This window comes from Paenibacillus sp. FSL K6-2393 (assembly GCF_038002545.1).
Classification (GTDB): domain Bacteria; phylum Bacillota; class Bacilli; order Paenibacillales; family Paenibacillaceae; genus Paenibacillus.
In genome coordinates this window covers 226,981-242,670 of sequence record NZ_JBBOCU010000001.1, presented here as the reverse complement: position 1 = coordinate 242,670, position 15,690 = coordinate 226,981, and the positions used below count along the sequence as shown (strand labels likewise).

Here is a 15,690-nt window from a genome sequence, read left to right as displayed (position 1 = left end):
GAATAACCCATGATAATTGATGTACAGCATGTCACTTGGAAAAGGGGACCTCTTACCCTGCTGAACGATGTAAGCTGGCAGGTTAAAGACGGTGAACACTGGGCGTTGCTTGGCCTGAATGGCTCCGGCAAAACAACACTCCTGAACATGGTCACCGGATATCTCTGGCCGACTGAAGGCAAGATATCCGTGTTAGGCCATGAATATGGTGATGTGGATCTGAGGCAGCTCCGCAAATCCATCGGCTGGGTCAGTTCGTCTCTGCAAGAGAAATTGTACGGTACGGATCGCACACAGTATGTCGTGATCAGTGGTAAACACGCCACCATTGGCCTGTATGACAAGCTGTCAGATGATGATCTGGAACAGGCAAAACAATTGATGCAAACGCTGGGCTGTCAGCACCTGTGGGATCGGGAATATCGTACCTGTTCTCAAGGGGAGAAACAGAAACTTCTTATTGCCCGAGCACTGATGGCCAATCCGCGCGTACTCATTCTGGACGAACCTTGCAATGGACTGGATCTGTTCTCAAGAGAGCGATTGCTGGAGAGCATCCGTGAATTATCACAGCGTCCAGATACCCCATCACTCATCTATGTCACCCATCATACCGAGGAAATATTGCCTGTCTTTAGTCACAGCCTCCTGCTTCGCCGGGGTGAAATAGTCCATAGCGGATTAACTAACAATCTGATGAACACCGAAGTGCTGAGTAACTTCTTCGAGGCACCTGTGGAAGTTGATCGGCACGGGGATCGTGTCTATGTCAGAGCAGCGGCGGATTCATAATTGCGGGGTTATACACAGCAAACGTAACATAGGTGAAGAAACTTAACAGTAAAAGCCCAATATCTTATCCACATGTGGATAGATTTCGGGCTTTTAACTGCTATATCTAGTGTTATCCACCGTTTTCTGTGTAGAACTTTCTAATTTATGAGTATAACTTAGTTATGTCCTTCTATTTATCTATATTCTTCTCCACGATCTATTTCCGGGCTGCCAGGAACAGAAACAATGGAATACGCTGCCTGCGCAGATAGGTTTCCTCGTTTACAAAATAAGCACGTTGTGGTGCTGACTCACGTAAATGTTCTACATGGAACCCTGCCCGCTGCAATGCCATAAAGTACGATTCAATGGAACGATGCATCTTTTTCACAGAACCGCCCAGCCACTGCTGCTCACGATATCCTTCTACAAAATACTGATCAACCACCCAATCCGTTTGCGTCCCGGAAGGTTGCAGTGTGGACGTGATCACAGGATGTTCTACCGAAAATATGAATGTGCCATTTTCATTTAACGTGTTATATATCTTGTGGAATAGGCTCTCCACATCCTCGATGTAGTGAACAGCCAGTCGGGATATAACCAGATCGTATGTACCTGCCGGATAGGTCCAGTCTTCCATGAATGCCTGTTCAATCTGTGCATTCGTGCCTTTAACCGATTCGTTAGCTGCCCGCACCATATTCAGTGAACCTTCAACTCCCGTGTAAGTTGTACCCTCTTGACCAGAACGGAGCAATTCTACGCCAAACCTCGCATCCCCGCAGCCAAGATCCAGTATGCTCTTGCCCGCAACGTCTCCGATCAGCTCTAGCATAACGGGTTTCTCTAACGTATCATTGGCATTCTCCTGCCACTGGCGGCGTTCCATATACTTCTCAAAGTTTTCCTCATTATCGTAAAACTCAGGTCCCCTGTAGCCCATTCCACACGCCTCCGTTTCCTTTATGCAACGTTCAATATGTACAGCCTGAAAGAGTATACATAATGCCAACCAATCTTTCCATAGTAAAAAAGACTGCCTTCTGAACGAATCCAGAAAACAGCCCTTCGTTTATAAGTTGATGTTTCTCAGCCAAAACGCTGCGTTTTGTACCATTTGGTTTCTCTCCGGAATAGCTTATCTCCAATAAGCGAGATAAATGCTTTGACGGATATGACCAGAAATAACTGGGCATATGTGAAATAGGAGAGGCAGGCCACAATAAAATTCTGCGTATTGCTTTGCCCAATGTCTGCTGAGAGTGCGAGATTAATTTGTAGTACATAAATGTAGTACATTAATGCCCATGCTATTACGAGATACACGTAAACATCCCCTGAGAACTGGAAGGGAGAAATGACATTCGGATTAAATAATGCAATAACCTGATACACTAGATTCGAGACAAAAATAATATCCGATACAATAATAGCGATCATAAACCAGAAATAACTTGCAGCATAGTACAGAACATGCAGTTTAATTCTCCAGCTAGTACGGTCAAATAAATGCTTCACATTGTCGATAACAACCTGGTAATTTCCCTTGGACCAGCGCTGGCGCTGTTTCATATATACCGATAATTGCTCAGGTTCCTGCTGGTAAGCCTCTGCTTGTGGCGCTAATGCAATAAGCTGACCCCGAGTAAGAATATCAAACGACACGGCCGTATCTTCCGTGATCGCATCAGGGTCCCATCCACCAATCTCACGGATCAGTGCTGCCTTGATAATATAGTTCGTACCAGGAATCGTGCCCAGTTTGAATAACTCCCATAGCCCCGTATGGTGAACACGTTGGACCGTTACAAGTTCCAGATTAATGCAACGGGAGAGAAAATTCTGACCCCGATTACGAGCTTTGTTTCGACCAAATACAGCACCATACTTCTCCGGGTTTTCCAATGCTTTTTGTGTCAAAAACATTAATGCATTCCGCTCAGGCGCCGCATCTGCGTCATAGATACATATCCATTCTCCCCACGCCAGTTCAAGGCCATCATTCAAAGCTCCCGACTTCCCACCTGTACCGGTACGCTCCAGAATGGTAAAGTCACGATCTGCATAACTCGTCTTGGCCTTGAGTTCCTTCAGGCGCTCTGCTGTATTATCTGTACAATTATCTGCAATAACAATAACTTGAACTTTATGCTCAGGGTAGTTCAGACGCAATATATGCTCAACGGTAGACACGATAACTACCCCTTCATTATGCGCAGGCACCATGACAGTCACAGTGGGGTAATCATCCATACTTTCAGGAATTTGAATTCCCTTTTTTTCTTGTTTGTTAATGAAACGGATAGCTCCAGCCATAATGACAATCGACTCGGTGACGGATATCCAAATACTGAGGATGGACATCAACAGCAGGAAATCAGCCATTCAATTTCCTCCGATCATATTTCCTGTTAATTTTCCCTCGAAAACGAAGAGTCGCAAAGGTTAATATAAGAATCGTAATGGCAAAGAAACTGCTAACTACAATACATAATGGAACAAACCATGTTAAATAATTCACAGAAATACTCCTCCCCCATAGCATCTAGATGTATTCACCAATGAGATCTGTCTCTGTGTTCCGTTCCAGTGCCGCAATAACAGCATCGATATCCTCATACTTACTGAATTGTTCCTTCTGGAATACCAGTGCACCCGATCGAATAACCGTCTGCAACTCATTTCCCTTTTTATCGATGATTTGCAGATCCATCATGGCTTTTTTGATCCGTTGTGTCAGGATGGGCAAGTACTCCACATTGGTCATTGGACAGATAATCACAAAACGTCCTCGATCCACAAAAAATTTATAATCCTCAAACCGAATCTGCTTCTGTATGGTAGTGGATAGTTCAAGAAGGAACTGTGCATAACGTACGGAACCGAGAGATTCCAGTACCAACGGCAAAAACTCGATCTTGAACATCGCCATGCTGAATCCATATTGCTCCGAATAACGTCTGGCTAGATTACTTTGCTTAACAAGCGTATCCGCAAGTGCATCCTTATTGCCCAGAGAGGTATCCAGATCAATCTCCGGATTACGCTCCTGAAGCTCCTGCAGACGCTCCATGACACGCGCATTGCGCACAAGACTTGCCTTGATAAAAGCAGCCACAGCCACATTGGCTGGAATGAGCAGCCACCAAGAGAACGTAAGTACACTTACATCCGCGTAGGTAACAAGCCATACAAAATAAGAGACCAGATAGATAAATCCGGCGACGACAGATACCCCGACAGGTATCACAAAACCCAGGATCAGCGCTGCAAGCGACACAATGCTAAACACCACATCCAGTGTAGTATAACTCTGATTCATATAAATCTTAAGATAGACAACGAGCTGCTGGATTACGGCTAATCCAATCAAACTCGCATATCCCCATGCAATACGAAGGATGGGTGCTTTATTCCTCATAGGTTTCTTCTCTCCAGTAGATTGGTTAGTGATATTTCGAGTAAACAATATATGACATGAATAGACAAACATTATGTTAACACATAGTTGAATATATTAAACGACATTTTTATTACTTTTTAAGTAACTTTTGTAATTCAGTCTCCCCAAGCAAAGGAAACAGGTTATCAAACATATGTGTGTTTCCACTAAATACATATCCGCCTGGATAACTGGCATCCAGACTACGCATGCTGATCATATGCTTATACAGCTGTTTCGCCCATTTTGGATCACCTGATTGAACCGCAAGCAGTATCGCGAGTCCATATACGGATGGAGATTGGTAAGATACCGCAGGTGTGCGAGTACTACGCTTATATTGTCCCGGCAGCTGATGACGGGTATTGAATTCTTTTTTCAAAAAAGCAATGAGCTTGTCCGGTTTGCGGCTGGTCGCAGTTAGATGGTTCGCTACGATCAGCTGATCAATCAGATTCACTGTGTCATCATATGTATACTCTTTCGTCCCCACATTGAATGTTTTCGGATAAAATATCCCGTCATCCGGCATACTCTTCAACATGGATTCGTACTTGGCATATGTGCCCGGCTCCAGCATTTCATGCTTCTCCATTAATTGGAGAGACGGTAGATCCACATAAACCAGGCTTAACATATCCGCGGAGTAACCGTTGCCAAAATCGTGAAAATCAACATAATATCCTTTATTCTGAACCGACTGCGTCAGTGTACGGGAAATATCCGAGGCCGTTGCCAGTTTGGCTTCTCTTCCCTGTTGCCATTGATCTGCTGCCTTTAATAAGGCACCTACAATTCGGAAATCATCACCGAGCGCGTTAGTGGTCACGTGAGATTTTCCCTCAGCATCCAGCTTCCAGGCAATATATTTTTGCGGCATGAGGAAATAGGTCGTCAGCAGCTCATAGCTTTGCTCAAATAACGCCTGATCGTTCTTGGCTACAGCATATTGCATCCAAAGACCAAGTGATTCAGATAAAACCTCTCTGCCTGCTACGATATCCGCTTTTTCGGATGTGGCATCCTGCAAATAGGACGCAAGTAAACCATTGGGATTGGTCATATGATCTTGGACAAAGGATACTGTAGGGGATAATTCATTCATCACGAACCGCTCCTTCATGAAAATAATGAACGCTGCTGCAATACTGACCACCAACATGACCAACCACGTTACTGTTTTCCGGTTCATTCTCTTCATGATTCCCTCCTGTATTTTTGCTATTGTGAGATAATGACTCTGCTCCTTGAGATCGGTTCGGCTAGGGTCTGGGATGTAGGGGTCAAGGATAGAGGTATTGTTCATTCTAAGATATCCATGTAGGACCGCCGTCCGCCCTTTTTGACAAATTTCCAGTCTACCTCGATGTTGTGGCGCATTCGGCGGAGAAGCTTAACCGCGGTCTCTATATCTTCATCCGTAAAGCCGTCCAGCGTCACCTGGTCGGAATGCTCGCCCTCTTTACGAATGAATTCCCATGCTTTCAGGCCAGCTTCTGTCGGATATAACAACTTGTTCTTCTTATTGTCTATTGCCGACTGTTTGACAATAAATCCATCGGATTCGAGTTTGCTAATCGCTCTGGCCGCTGTCGTTCGATCTACTTTGATTAGTTCAGCCAGCTGGTTGGGAATAATGCCCGGATTCTCACATATGCGATAAAGATACAGATATTGGCCTCGGGACAAGTTCAGATGTTGAAATTCGACATTGCTGATCGAATCCAGACAGCGGGCAATCATGCCAATTTCACGCAACACTTCTTTTTTATCAGTCAATGCGCTCACGCCCTTTTATAAAATTGTTGCATTCACAACATAAATAGTGATATAACTACAGTTAACTTGGATTAAATTTTAACCAAGATACTCACATGGAACGGCTGCAATGATTATGCTATATACCAGTTTATCATGCCCGGATATGATTACTATCGTCCAAAGGAGAAACATTCATGAATACAACGATTGTTGAAGTTAATAATCAGGAATTGCTCGATGCCTGCTTCGCCATTCGAACTGCTATTTTTGTCGAAGAACAAGGCGTACCCGCAGCGGATGAATTCGATGCTTATGATACATTAGACGCGGAGGCACGCCACATTCTGCTCTACGTAGACGGTGTGCCTGCTGCTTCCTCCAGACTGCGCATTGTGGAACAGGTCGCCAAATTGGAACGGATCTGCGTCATGCTCGATTACCGCAAACACGGCCTGGGCCGTGTGCTGATCGACAAGCTGGAGCAGATGGCTGTTGCCGAAGGACTTGAGAAAGCGAAGCTGCATGCACAGGTACAAGCTTCCGGGTTCTACGAACGTCTCGGATATGCACCCGCTTCGGAAGTATTTATGGAAGACGGCATCCCCCATCTGTTGATGACCAAAAAACTGAAATAATGAAACTCCAAAAAACGCCTCCGTTATCACTTCTCAGTGATATACAGAGGCGTTTTGCATTAAGACCAGGCAACGCATTCGCAACCCAACAACGGTAAATGGCACGTAGAGGCACCCATTAGAGCAACCGAGTATCCTAACTTTACTTGCCAGCTCCGCATTGTATCTTATCCCAGTGCCAGACGATCTGGCTCTGATTCGGCAGTGTTGTTCTTCATTTGTTTACTGCGCAACTGTCCGCAAGCAGCATCGATATCCGTACCATGTTCCATACGTACAGTGGAGTTGATGTTGTTCTTTTTGAGCGTATCATAGAAACCCAGAATCGATTCTTCTGTACTCCGTTGATACTGACTGTGCTCATCCACCGGGTTGTATGGGATCAGATTCACACTGACCATACTTCTGCGACTGGACAACAGTTCAGCGAGCTCCGCGGCATGCTCACGTTGATCGTTAACATCACGTAACAGGATGTACTCAAACATGATGCGTTTGTTCGTTGTAGCCAGATAATAATCCACTGCATCCATCAATTGCTCAATCGGGAAAGCCCGGTTGATCTTCATGATGTGTGTACGCAGTTCATTATTAGGTGCATGCAGAGAGATTGCCAGGTTAACCTGCAGACTACTGTCTGCAAATTCCTTGATCTTGTCCGGAAGGCCACTCGTGGACACAGTAATCCGTTTCGCCGCCAGCGCCAATCCTTTGCGATCCTTGATGACTTCGATGAAATCACTCATGTGTTGGAAGTTGTCGAATGGTTCGCCAATCCCCATCACAACGACGTTGGTTACCCGCTCGTCTTGACCCGCTGCATCCAGATGTCGCTGCACATGCATAATCTGTTCCACAATCTCTCCAGCGGTCAGGTCTCGGCTCTTCTTGATCAGACCGCTCGCACAGAAGCTGCAACCAATGTTACAGCCCACTTGTGTGGTCACACAGACGGTAAGCCCGTATTTTTGCCGCATCAATACTGTCTCAATCAGGTTGCCGTCCTGCATCCGAAGCAGAAACTTCACGGTACCATCTGCCGATTCCTGCTTCACATGTTCGCTCAGCGAGTTCATTGTGAAATGCTCGGAAAGTACATCCAGACATTCTTGACGGACATCGGACATCGCCGGGAAATCGTGTACACGCTCTTGATATAACCATTCCCAGATCCGGGATGCACGGGATTTCTTCTGCCCATGTTCCGGCAGCCAGGAACGTAATTGCTCTAATGTTAATCCATATATGGATGATTTGTTCATTGTATAATCCTCTTTTCGCAAAAAAGCATATGGCTTATCGGTCCTACCCAAAAAACCTCTACTCCGTATTGTCCCAAAATTGACGAGGGAAAACAAGGGCTTTTGCATTTCTTCCAAGAGGTTTTATCCATGGTAAATCTGCACAACAGACCATATTTCACCCTATCGGGCCTTCACCATTAGAAGTGAATGATACCGGATGTGTGCAGTAGAACCAGCAGAACCAGGATCGGAGCTACGTAACGCAGCATGAACAGCCACACCCGGAACCATCCGGAACGCAGGCCGGAAGCTTCCGCAGCCGTTTTCCAGAAGTATCCGGCAAAAATCGTCACAAGCAATCCACCTACAGGCAGCAGGATGTTGGATGCTACAAAGTCCATCCAGTCGAACACACTCTTCGATCCAATCGTCCATTCAGGCTGCAAGCCGAGCGACAATACCGAAGGAAGTCCCACGATGAAGACCGCTAGCGAAATAACCCATACCGCACGACTGCGGCTCCAGGACAAACGTTCCATGAAATATTTCACCGGAACTTCCAGCAAGGATACTGCTGACGTCAATGCCGCAATAGCCAACAGGATGAAGAACAGTCCGCCAAACAAGAAGCCAAGTGGCATCGCCGAGAAGGCCGCCGGAAGTGCCACAAAGATCAGTGACGGTCCTTGGTCCGGTGCAATACCAAACGAGAATGTTGTTGGGAAGATGATCAGACCCGCAATGAATGCATAGATCAGGTCACCCGCGCCGACGGCGACGGTTGCCGCACCGAGGGATTGATTTTTATCTACATACGAACCGTAGGTTACAAGAATACCCATCCCCAGTGACAGGGAGAAGAAGGCATGTCCAAGCGCAACCAGTGCGGATTCCGTTGTAAGCTGCGAGAAGTCCGGATTCAGGAAGAAGGATACCCCAGCTCCTGCACCCGGCAATGTAACTGCACGAATCATCAGGATAATGAGCAGTACCAACATCGCTGGAATCAGTACCTTGTTAAACTTCTCGATTCCGTTAGATACGCCTTTGGCAACAATCCAGCCTGTGATCAGAACTGAAACCAGTTGCCACACGATCGGCATATAACCGCCTATGAAGGAATTGAACTGTCCGGCATAATCCGGATTGTTGAACAATGTTCCACTAAATGACGTAATTGCATATTGCAATGTCCAGCCCGCAATAATGACGTAAAAGGACAGGATGATAAACGGCGTCAATACTTGCAGCAAACCGGCCGCGAGCCAACCCTTATGTCCACCTGCTTTGATAAAAGCCGTAGCTGCACTACCTCTGCCACTGCGACCAATCGCAAGTTCCGCCAGTAGCACCGGCAGACCAATCAGCAGCAAACAGACGATGAAGAGCAGGAAAAACGCAGCCCCTCCGTTCTCACCCGTAATGTACGGGAATTTCCACATGTTGCCCAGACCAACCGAACTACCAATGGCCGCCAGGATAAATCCAGCTTGGGAGAAACGTTCTCCTTTGCCAGCGTTGTCTTGATCTAGATTAGGCTTACTAAAATTCATCGTATCTACTCCATCACTTTAAAGTTTTCCCGTAATTATATACTACTCACCTTGTCAGGTCATTCGAAATTCGAAATTTGTCGAAATGTTATTTTTTTACATATAAAACACACGGAAATCTTCATCTCATAAGTTCCTTAAACACAGTATGTGATAAAGTCCGTTAGTCCAACCGTATGAAGTTTCAACAAATCCCTATTCCCAACCGTTCAAAGCCCAATAGAATCAAAAAGAGGTGTCCCCTCAGCCACTTGGATGACTGCGGAGCACCTCTCTTTTTGAATTACACTTTGATTTGAAGTAACTCGTACTTGATAACGCCCATCGGAGCATTGACATGAATGACGCTGCCCACTTCTTTGCCCATCAATTCCTTGCCCAGCGGGCTCTCGTACGAAATTTTATTATCCGCAACATCGGCCTCGGCAGGGCCAACCACTTTATATTCAATCTTCTCGGCGAACTCAATGTCATTAAGCAACACCGTCGATCCAATGCTCACTTTGTTGGAGTCTATATTGTCTGAAGAGATGACTCTTGCTTTTGTCAACATCTTCTCCAGAATCAAAATCCGTGTCTCCATAAAGGCCTGATCATCTTTGGCTGAATGATACTCACTATTTTCCTTCAGGTCACCGTAACTGATCGCGAGTTTCAGACGCTCAGCCAGTTCCTTACGCTTCACCGTCTTCAAATCCCTCAGTTCGTCCTCCAGCTTTTCCAAGCCTTCCTGTGTCAAAATCACTTCATCATTAGCCATTTTTCCATCTCCTAATCCTGCTATCTATCTATATTCTAACCTATATCCACTCCAAAGGGTTAGCATACCCCAGAAAAAGAAATAGCTCATCCATATATTGTATTTCAATGAGATCAAAACCATGTCCATCTCTTGAGATGATTTTCAAGGTTATCCTATGAATTGTACCGTTACAATTGGTTCAACTGATCATGTTGTTTTCACCCGTTGAATTTTACAATGAACTCAGGGCAGCAGAAGTTTTATAACCATCGCCTGCAGTCCACTATATGACGTGAGGTGATCTGAATGATTGAACTATTGAATACAACTGAAATACAGGCCTATCTGAAACGGATCGGCATAGATCATATAAAGGAACCTACATTGGAATTCTTATTTGAACTCCAGCGAGCACATGTCCAATATTTATCCTGGCAAACGGTCGATATTTTTGCAGGTCGTCCTGCGGGAATCAGTCTTCAAGAATCGATTCAACTTATATTACAGGGACGTAGTGGCTACTGCTTTCATCTAAATGGTGCATTTAGTGTTCTTCTCCGCTCGCTGGGTTATACGGTTGATTGGCATCGCGGGGGAGTACAGCCTCATGGGGAACAACCCCGTGTGAACTCATTCCATCTCGGTCTGTCCGTCCTTCTGCCGGATGCTGACCCGACAGTTGAGCGCTGGATTGTAGATGTAGGTCTGGGCGGAATGCCCTTTGAACCTCTGCCACTTCGTTATGGAACCTATGGTTCAGCTCCGTTCACGTACCAATTGATGCCATCATCTGTTGTGGCTGGGGGATGGCGGCTTGAGTACGAGCCAAATGGGCCAAGTGCAGGAGTCGACTATGCTCCCGAGGTAGTCCACGATCTGGGGGAGTTCATTCCCAAACATGAATTCTACAGTCAAACGGTCGAATCACCTTGGCATAACGCATTTTTGCTTCGTCAGCGGGATGAGATCCGTAGTCATGAACTACGTGGATGTATGCTTCGAACACATGATTTGGAAGGAATCCAGAAAATAGAGATCCGGAATTATACCGAGTGGCGTAACGTATTAACTGAAATATTCCATGAACCCTTGGTGAATTACAGCGAACTGGAATGCCAGGATATGTGGCAGCGAGTGCAGTCTGCACATACGGAATGGAAACAAGCGCAAGAAGCATGAGAGTCCGTTCCATATAAAGGAAAGTTATTGATCCACGCCGAATACGTACTCAGGTGATTAATGATGATAACTATTCGTGTACTCCAAGTTCCAGAAGTATTGCCCGAGGCGAACTGGAACCAATTGCTGTCGCATGTTTCTGCCGAGCGACGTGCCCAGGCTTCGCGTTTTGTGCGTCAGGCTGACGCGTATCGCTCCGTGCTGGGAGAGATATTGACTCGTGTGACTTTGAGCAAGTTAACTGGACTGAGACCTGCTGAGCTTTCTTTTACCCGTAATTCCTACGGCAAACCTTCACTCAGTCACTATTCGGATGTACAATTCAACGTCTCCCATTCTGGTGATTGGATTGCTCTGATCTTCGGCAGTACAGATGAACTGGGCGTGGATGTGGAAAAAATAGCTCCAATTGACATGCAGATTGCAGAGCGTTTCTTCTCTTCTAAGGAGAGCCAGTTCTTGGCGGCCAAGCCTGACAATCGGCGGCTGGAGACCTTCTACCGTCTATGGACGCTGAAGGAAAGTTATATCAAGGCAGTCGGTATGGGCCTGTCCATACCACTGGATTCCTTCGCCATCCTTCCCAATGAGCGGGAAGATTGGCATTGCGAGCAGGCCGGGACATATCTCTTTCTCAGTCAGCGACTGGATGATGGACATATGCTTGCGGCATGTTCGGCTGGGGGAGAACTGCCGAGTAAGCCGGAAATCGTAACCTTGGAGGATCTGTATACGGAGTTAGTATAGAGTGGTGCTGGGCCTCAACGAGTTGGAATCAGTTGAGTTTTGTAAGAGGCCGCCATTAAGATAATCCTGCTAATGTTAATCAAAAAAGCTAACGACGTGAGTAACACGCGTTAGCTTTTTAACTTTAAATCCACACTCCGTTTACGTCCCTGACGTATTGAATAGACTAATCCCGGCTCCGCAATTTGCCAAGCAAACGGATAATCTCAATGTACAGCCATACCAGTGTTACCATCAATCCAAATGCACCGTACCACTCCATGTACTTGGGCGCACCACGTTCAGCACCACCCTCGATGAAGTCGAAATCAAGGACCAGATTGAGGGCAGCCACAATGACGATAACGACTGAAATACCGATGCCAATCAAGCTGTTATCATGCAGATAAGGAATCGAAATTCCGAAGAAACTCAGTACAAAGCTCAGCAGATACATGATCATGATACCACCGGTTGCAGCCACGACCCCAAGCTTGAAGTTCTCCGTAGCTTTGATCAATCTGGTTTTGTATGCCATCAGCAGGGCGATGAATACAGCCATGGTCAACAGGGCCGCCTGCAAGGTAATTCCGTTATACAGTGACTCATAGGTTGCTGAGAGTGCGCCTAGGAATAGCCCTTCTGCCACGGCATAGACGGGTACTAGATACGGTGCCGCTACTGGTTTGAATGAAATGACAAGTGCCAGAATGAAACCAACGATTAATCCGCCATAAGCGAGCGGCATCACTTGTTGTCCGTTAAAGAACATCATCCATGTTGCAAACGCACTGCCCAGCAGAATCACCAGCGTAATAAACGCTTTGTTCACCGTGCCGTTGATCGTCATGTAATTCTGATACCGATCTTCTCCATATCCTCTGTTTTCAAACGTGCTGTCTTTAAGTGTAGGGTTACCGCTACGACCGATCAACACAATCACCTCTTCATATGTATTTGGTATATCTGTGATACTAAGCTTGGGCTTACTACGTTTCAATTCTACAAGCTACTCCCTCGAAAAGATCGGGATGGCACCAGAAGGGATCGGATGTAATCCTTCGATTACATCCTTACCCCCAGGCGCAACACTTAGGACATATGTCCCAGACATTGCATATTCATGTGATTTTTAAGCGTCTTATTTGTACAAGACTTTATCTACATTGTATTTCGCACGCATCGTGTTGATGATATACGTCTCGTAAATTTCACGATCTACCGGATCTTCAACCAGGCATACTTCAATCTTTGTTACTTCCTCGCGGTGATTCTTAATTGGTGATACCGTGTCTTCAAAATGCTTTTTGATACGTGGTCTTAATTTACGTGCTTTCCCGACAAATAACAATTCTCCAGCGGCATTGTAAAACATGAAAATCCCGCCTAGTTCCCGGGTAATCAGGTGAAAATCAGTAAATCCATAAATGTGGCTAAGCTGTGGATCAACCTGCTTTGTGATGGTTACATCCGGTGTTGGCACAGTAATATTAATCAATAGGCTCACTTCCTCATTATCTATAGGTTTACATCCTATCACATATTATAAAGGGACACCATTTCAATCTATATGAAGTACAATTCACGCAATTTTCGCTATTACGACAAATATTTCAAAAAAAAGGTTAACTTCCCTGATTCAAAGTGGTACTATAGGGGTATGAGGAAGAAATTGGGCACTGAGACATACGTCTTTATATCTACCTCCGTCTATTGTACCCTATGATTGAATATCTTTTTCATGCTGAATTCTGTTATGTGATCACGACAAGAGTACAGTTAGCAAGAACCCTAGCTTATAGATTGTGGATTCATCATCTAATCGACCCTTGCAGCAAGCAAACCTAGAAAGACCTAGATTCATGATTCGCTGTAGATTTTAAGTATCACCTAGAAAGCCTGCAATTATAGTCGTACTGAAGTTAATAGACACACGTAGAAGGTCAGATAGCTATCGATCCTAGAGAGACTAGTCATGCAATGCAACTGTAGAAATTATAGCAGCAGTACTATAGAAAATGGATCAAGTTTCACCACCAGGCCCCGGCATACTGCCAGGGCTTTTTTGCGTTTGTGCGAACAACCAACCACACGCTCAGGGAAACAGAGGTATCGTGGTTCTTTCTGCTGGGTTTATAATATGGCAAGATACCAGTAGAGGGAGTGATGGGATGTATTCCGATCTGAAATTGACGGAGGACCGCCCTGTATATATACAAGTTAAAGATTATATGAAGCGATTGATGCTCAAAGGCGGCCTGCAAGCCAAACAAAAGCTGCCCTCGACCCGTGAACTCAGTACACTCATGAAGGTTAGTCGCAGCACGGTCCTGCTCGCTTATGCCGAGCTTGAAGATGAAGGGCTGATCTATGCAATCAAAGGCAAGGGCAATTACGTCAGTGCCTCCATCGAAACACCTGAGGCAGCAGCAAGCTGGGAACTGGACTGGACGACAGAGGTAAGCGAGTATGCCATTCAGGCAGAGCAGTACGATCTGATGAAACATGGCTCCGGAGCAGAGCGCGGTGAGATATCGTTTACCAGCATAGCACCGGATGAAAAGCTGTTTGATCTGCACAACGTGAAACGGGCTTTTCTGGATCGCATGTCACTTGAAGGCGAAGTACTGCTGAATTACGGATATGCGCAGGGATACAGACCGCTGATGAACTATTTACTACGTTATATGGAGAACAAAGGTGTTGACCTCCGTGGCAAGGACATCCTGATCACCAACGGATTCACGGAAGGTTTCGATCTGGTGCTTGGAGCGTTGCGCAAAAAAAGCGGAAAAGCGCTCTGCGAGAATCCAACGCACCACACGGCGATCAAAAATCTGAAGCTGCACCAGTTCCACCTGACCGGTGTGAATATGGAGCCAGATGGCTTGGACTTGAAGCAACTGGAACATGAACTTGAGGCAGGTCCATATGATCTGGCGTATCTTGTGCCCTCCTATCACAATCCAACCGGGATTGTGACGTCCCCTGCAAAACGGGTAGAGATCATCCGGTTGATGAACAAGTATCAGGTTCCCATCATTGAGGATGGATTCAACGAAGAATTGCGCTATTCCGGTTCCCACGTATCTCCCCTGATCGCCAGCATGGGCAAAGGCAATGGACTGGTGTATCTGGGCAGCTTCTCCAAAGTCCTGTTCCCAGGTCTGCGGGTAGGTTGGATTATTGGGGATGCGGCGCTGATTGATTATCTGGAGAGTATGAAACGGGCACGCAGCATCCATACCTCCACGCTGGACCAATCATTATTGTATCAATATCTGAGCAACGGTAATTTCGAGAAATATTTGAAGCGAGCTCGTACGGAGTATAAGCGAAAATACGAGTTGGTTGTGCGTTGCCTGAAGCAGCATCTGCCAATGTGCCGGATTTCCGGTGCGGGTGGTCTGCATCTGTTCGTGCAGTTCCCGTCCGAATACAGAACCCGTGAACTGCTGGCGGCCTGTAAAGTGAAAGGTGTAACGTTCACACCAGGGGATACCTTTTATCTGGAACATGGTCAGGGTGTAAACACGATGCGTCTGGGTTTCTCCAGAGTCAGCGATGAGAATATACGTAAAGGCATTCGCATCATTGGCGAGACAGCAGCTCAAATGAGATAAGGAGGATT

Annotated in this window: 15 protein-coding genes; 5 read left to right on the top strand and 10 right to left on the bottom strand. The window is 45.9% G+C overall.

Features of this window, described 5'->3' with window-relative positions:
• The first annotated feature begins 9 nt into the window (after nucleotides 1-9).
• Nucleotides 10-792: an ABC transporter ATP-binding protein gene (locus MHI14_RS01070; protein WP_341129724.1), complete on the top strand. Its 783-nt coding sequence runs from the start codon at nucleotides 10-12 to the stop codon at nucleotides 790-792.
• 199 nt (nucleotides 793-991) lie between these two features.
• Here MHI14_RS01070 and MHI14_RS01065 read toward each other — a convergent pair whose 3' ends face one another.
• The 5 genes from MHI14_RS01065 to MHI14_RS01045 all read right to left on the bottom strand — a co-directional run bounded on the left by MHI14_RS01065 (nucleotide 992) and on the right by MHI14_RS01045 (nucleotide 5,962).
• Nucleotides 992-1,720: a class I SAM-dependent DNA methyltransferase gene (locus MHI14_RS01065; protein ID WP_341129723.1), complete on the bottom strand. Its 729-nt coding sequence runs from the start codon at nucleotides 1,718-1,720 to the stop codon at nucleotides 992-994.
• A gap of 146 nt (nucleotides 1,721-1,866) precedes the next feature.
• The gene (locus tag MHI14_RS01060; protein ID WP_036612238.1) at nucleotides 1,867-3,162 is read right to left on the bottom strand and encodes a glycosyltransferase family 2 protein; all 1,296 of its coding nucleotides are present in this window, start codon (nucleotides 3,160-3,162) and stop codon (nucleotides 1,867-1,869) included.
• Nucleotides 3,163-3,322: 160 nt separating this feature from the next.
• Nucleotides 3,323-4,198, bottom strand: a complete 876-nt coding sequence (locus tag MHI14_RS01055) for a diguanylate cyclase domain-containing protein (RefSeq protein WP_338589329.1) — start codon at nucleotides 4,196-4,198, stop codon at nucleotides 3,323-3,325.
• 112 nt (nucleotides 4,199-4,310) lie between these two features.
• Entirely contained in the window at nucleotides 4,311-5,420 is a 1,110-nt protein-coding gene (locus MHI14_RS01050) for a glycosyl hydrolase family 8 (protein ID WP_341129722.1), read from the bottom strand.
• Nucleotides 5,421-5,521: 101 nt separating this feature from the next.
• Nucleotides 5,522-5,962, bottom strand: a complete 441-nt coding sequence (locus MHI14_RS01045) for a MarR family winged helix-turn-helix transcriptional regulator (RefSeq protein ID WP_133386437.1) — start codon at nucleotides 5,960-5,962, stop codon at nucleotides 5,522-5,524.
• Nucleotides 5,963-6,174: 212 nt separating this feature from the next.
• Between MHI14_RS01045 and MHI14_RS01040 the strand changes: the two genes are divergently transcribed.
• Nucleotides 6,175-6,615: a GNAT family N-acetyltransferase gene (locus MHI14_RS01040; protein WP_221820041.1), complete on the top strand. Its 441-nt coding sequence runs from the start codon at nucleotides 6,175-6,177 to the stop codon at nucleotides 6,613-6,615.
• 167 nt (nucleotides 6,616-6,782) lie between these two features.
• Here the strand turns inward: MHI14_RS01040 and rlmN are convergent, their stop codons facing one another.
• The 3 genes from rlmN to greA form a co-directional block, all read right to left on the bottom strand.
• Complete coding sequence (gene rlmN, locus MHI14_RS01035) at nucleotides 6,783-7,877, bottom strand: 23S rRNA (adenine(2503)-C(2))-methyltransferase RlmN (protein WP_339238704.1); 1,095 nt, start codon at nucleotides 7,875-7,877, stop codon at nucleotides 6,783-6,785.
• Nucleotides 7,878-8,056: 179 nt separating this feature from the next.
• Entirely contained in the window at nucleotides 8,057-9,412 is a 1,356-nt protein-coding gene (locus tag MHI14_RS01030; RefSeq protein WP_091035609.1) for a sodium-dependent transporter, read from the bottom strand.
• A gap of 283 nt (nucleotides 9,413-9,695) precedes the next feature.
• Nucleotides 9,696-10,172: a transcription elongation factor GreA gene (gene greA, locus MHI14_RS01025; RefSeq protein WP_062836673.1), complete on the bottom strand. Its 477-nt coding sequence runs from the start codon at nucleotides 10,170-10,172 to the stop codon at nucleotides 9,696-9,698.
• A gap of 288 nt (nucleotides 10,173-10,460) precedes the next feature.
• Between greA and MHI14_RS01020 the strand changes: the two genes are divergently transcribed.
• Both MHI14_RS01020 and MHI14_RS01015 read left to right on the top strand, forming a co-directional pair.
• Nucleotides 10,461-11,333, top strand: coding sequence for an arylamine N-acetyltransferase family protein (locus MHI14_RS01020; RefSeq protein ID WP_249913061.1), 873 nt, complete (start codon nucleotides 10,461-10,463; stop codon nucleotides 11,331-11,333).
• 63 nt (nucleotides 11,334-11,396) lie between these two features.
• On the top strand, nucleotides 11,397-12,080 hold the full coding sequence (locus MHI14_RS01015) for a 4'-phosphopantetheinyl transferase family protein (protein ID WP_341129721.1): 684 nt from the start codon (nucleotides 11,397-11,399) through the stop codon (nucleotides 12,078-12,080).
• Between the two features lie 166 nt (nucleotides 12,081-12,246).
• Here MHI14_RS01015 and MHI14_RS01010 read toward each other — a convergent pair whose 3' ends face one another.
• The gene (locus MHI14_RS01010; RefSeq protein WP_091036514.1) at nucleotides 12,247-12,993 is read right to left on the bottom strand and encodes a Bax inhibitor-1/YccA family protein; all 747 of its coding nucleotides are present in this window, start codon (nucleotides 12,991-12,993) and stop codon (nucleotides 12,247-12,249) included.
• A 207-nt stretch (nucleotides 12,994-13,200) separates the two neighbouring features.
• Complete coding sequence (locus MHI14_RS01005) at nucleotides 13,201-13,557, bottom strand: nucleotide excision repair endonuclease (RefSeq protein ID WP_076213814.1); 357 nt, start codon at nucleotides 13,555-13,557, stop codon at nucleotides 13,201-13,203.
• Nucleotides 13,558-14,230: 673 nt separating this feature from the next.
• Between MHI14_RS01005 and pdxR the strand changes: the two genes are divergently transcribed.
• Nucleotides 14,231-15,682 (top strand): MocR-like pyridoxine biosynthesis transcription factor PdxR, encoded by a 1,452-nt coding sequence (gene pdxR, locus MHI14_RS01000; RefSeq protein WP_341129720.1) that lies wholly within the window; start codon nucleotides 14,231-14,233, stop codon nucleotides 15,680-15,682.
• Nucleotides 15,683-15,690: the final 8 nt, after the last annotated feature.